Origin of the sequence: Mesorhizobium sp. M2A.F.Ca.ET.039.01.1.1 (assembly GCF_003998035.1) — a bacterium.
Taxonomy (GTDB): Bacteria; Pseudomonadota; Alphaproteobacteria; order Rhizobiales; family Rhizobiaceae; genus Mesorhizobium.
This window is the reverse complement of the sequence record NZ_RZRY01000734.1, coordinates 1-2924: the sequence shown is the minus strand read 5'-3', so window position 1 is coordinate 2924 and position 2924 is coordinate 1. Positions and strand designations below refer to the sequence as shown.

Annotated in this window: 2 protein-coding genes; both read right to left on the bottom strand. The window is 65.2% G+C overall.

Features of this window, described 5'->3' with window-relative positions:
* Positions 1-149: 149 nt before the first annotated feature.
* The gene (locus EOA24_RS32750) at positions 150-1448 is read right to left on the bottom strand and encodes an FAD-binding oxidoreductase (protein WP_126081116.1); all 1299 of its coding nucleotides are present in this window, start codon (positions 1446-1448) and stop codon (positions 150-152) included.
* A 2-nt stretch (positions 1449-1450) separates the two neighbouring features.
* Positions 1451-2821, bottom strand: a complete 1371-nt coding sequence (locus tag EOA24_RS32745) for a glutamine synthetase family protein (protein ID WP_126081115.1) — start codon at positions 2819-2821, stop codon at positions 1451-1453.
* Positions 2822-2924 lie beyond the last annotated feature (103 nt).

Below are 2924 nucleotides of genomic sequence, written 5' to 3'. Positions count from 1 at the left end.
TCGAGGCGGAGCGCCGGACCTCCGACAGGATCAGCTCATGGCGCTCCTTCTTCGTCAGTCGGCCCGGCTCGATGTTCATCCGCTTTTCCTTCTCGGGATTTCCTTCCCGTCGCAGAGACATTAGCTACGCCAGGGAAAGTAAACCAGCGTCAGTGACGCAGCCGATCGCGCATCGCATACCACAACATGCCAAGCACATAGAGCGGGCCGCGCAGCGCCGTGCCTCCGGGAAACGGCAGCGGCGTCAGCATCGAGAACAGGTCGAGCCGCGAGGCATCGCCCGTGATCGCTTCCGCCAGGAGCTTGCCCGACAGCGTCGACAGAATGACGCCTTTGCCGGAATAGCCATGCGCGAAATAGAGCTCGCCATAATGCCCGACATGCGGCAGGCGCGACGTCGTCACCGACACCAGCCCGCCCCAGGCGTGGTCGATGCCGCAGCCCTTGAGCTGCGGAAAGGTCTTTTCTATATGCGGCCGCACGAAGCCGGCAATGTCAGCCGGCGGCGACGGCGTGTAGTGCTCGCCGCCGCCGAACAGCAGGCGGCCGTCCGCCGACATGCGGTAGTAGTTGACGACGAACAGCGTGTCCGAGACCGCGACATTGGCCGGGATGACATTGCGCTCGCCCAACGGCTCGGTGGCGACCATGTAGTTGCCGACCGGCATGATGCGGCTGTTGACGCGCGGCTCCAGTCCCTTGAGCAGCGCATCGCCGGCCAGCACCACATGTCTGGCGCGGACCGAGCCCTTGTCGGTGAACACCCGGATGGACGGCTCCCGCTCCAGCCGGGCGGCAACCGAGTTCTCATGGATGACGACGCCGGCGCCAACCGCGGCGTGCGTAAGCCCCAGCGTGTAGTTGAGCGGATGCATGTGTCCGCCGAGCCTTTCATAGACCGCGCCCTGATAGGGCGTGTCGACCATCTGCCGCGCCTCGGCCGCCGACAGGATCTCGACATCGGTGAACCCCATCACCCTGGCGAGGCATTCGGCCTCTTCCTCGAAGTCGCGCACATCCGAAGCGCTGACCGCGCCGACCAGGTGGCCGGTGAGGCGCAAATCGCATGCGATGCCGTGGCGCTCGATGATGTCGAGCACCAGCCCGCGCGCCTCGAAGGCCAGGTCGAACAGCGCCTTGGCCCGTTCCGGCCCAAAGGACTTGACCAGGCCCCTGGCGCCCTTGCGCAGGCCGGGGATCATCTGGCCGCCATTGCGGCCCGAGGCGCCCCAGCCGATCTTGCCGCCCTCGAGCAGCACCACCTTCAGGCCGCGTTCGGCCGCATGCAGCGCCGCCGAAAGGCCGGTGCAGCCGCCGCCCACCACCACCAGATCGGCCTCGACATCGCCGGCAAGTGCCGGATGGTCGGGCGCCGGATTGGCCGTGGCGACATAATAGGATTTGCCGATATCGAGACCGGAATTGAAACCTGTCGAATGCGAAGCCATGGTCACACCTTGAGCAGCAGGTGGTCGCGTTCCCAGGACGTCACGACGCTCTGGAACAGGTCTAGCTCGACGCTCTTCACGCGCAGATAGGTCTGGAAGAAATCCTCGCCGAGCAGCGCCCGCACGGGCTCGCAGGCGGCGAAACGATCGAGCGCTTCCTCCATCGTCTTCGGCAGCGTGCTCTTGCTTTTATAGGCATTGCCGAAGGCCTCCTCCGAGCGCGCAAGCTTCTCCTCAATGCCGAGATAGCCGGCGATCAGCGAGCCGGCCATCGCTAGATAAGGATTGGCGTCGGCGCCAGGCAGACGGTTCTCGATGCGGCGCGCGGCGCGGCCGCCCAGCGGCACGCGCAGGCCGCAGGAGCGGTTGTCATGCGACCACTCGACGTTGGCCGGAGCGCTATGGCCGGGGCGGATGCGGCGGTAGGAATTCGCATGCGGCGCGAACAGCGGCATGATTTCGGGGATGTATTTCTGCAAGCCGCCGATGAAATGCGCGAACATCGCGCTGTCCTCGCCGTCTTCGCCGGCAAACAGGGGCTCGCCCTTCCGGTCAACGATCGACATGTGCAGATGCATGGCGCTGCCGGCTTGCGCGGCGATCGGCTTGGCCATGAAGGTAGCGTGCATGCCGTTCGCCTGAGCGATCTGCCGCGCCAAGCGCTTGAACAGAAGCACCTGGTCGGCGAGCGTCAGCGGATCGCCATGCAGCAGATTGATCTCGAGCTGCGCCGTGCCGGATTCATGGATCAGCGTTTCCACCGGCAAGCCCACGACGGCGGCATGTTCATAGAGCCGCCGCGTCACCGCTTCGAACTCCTCCATCGCCTGCATGTCGTAGGGATGCTGCACGCTTTCCGGCCGGCCGTTGCGCCCGACCGGCGCCGTGATCGGACGATCCGGGTCGGGATTTGGCGCCGTGAGGTAGAACTCGAGCTCCGGCGCCACCACCGCGCGCCAGCCGCGCTGTTCATAAAGCCCGAGCACGGCTTTCAGCACATGGCGCGGCGAAGCCATCCACGGCCGGTCGTCCATGTGGAACGTGTCGGCAAAAACATAGGCTCGGCCGGCGCTGCCGGGCGCAAGGCACAGGCTCGAAATGTCCGGCACCATGCGCATGTCCGGATCGGAATAGGCAAAGCCCTCGTCGATGGATCCGGAATAGCGGCCGTCGATCGCCACCAGGAACGCGCTGCTCGGCAGATAGAGCGCGCGGTCGTCGAGCGACTTGAGGAACTTGGCTACCGGCAAGGTCTTGCCGCGCAACACGCCGTTGACGTCGGGCACGAAGCATTCGACTTCGTTGATCGCGTGCGTCTTCAGCCAGCTTTGCGTGTCCGCGCCGGGGAATGTGGTGTTCAGATTGTCAGGCATTGGTCATGTCCGTACGAAGGAGAGATCGCTTCGGCGGGCATGTCCGTTCCGGTAGGGCGTTATCTAAGCTGCGTTATCCGAGGACGGACGCCCGCCTGATGGC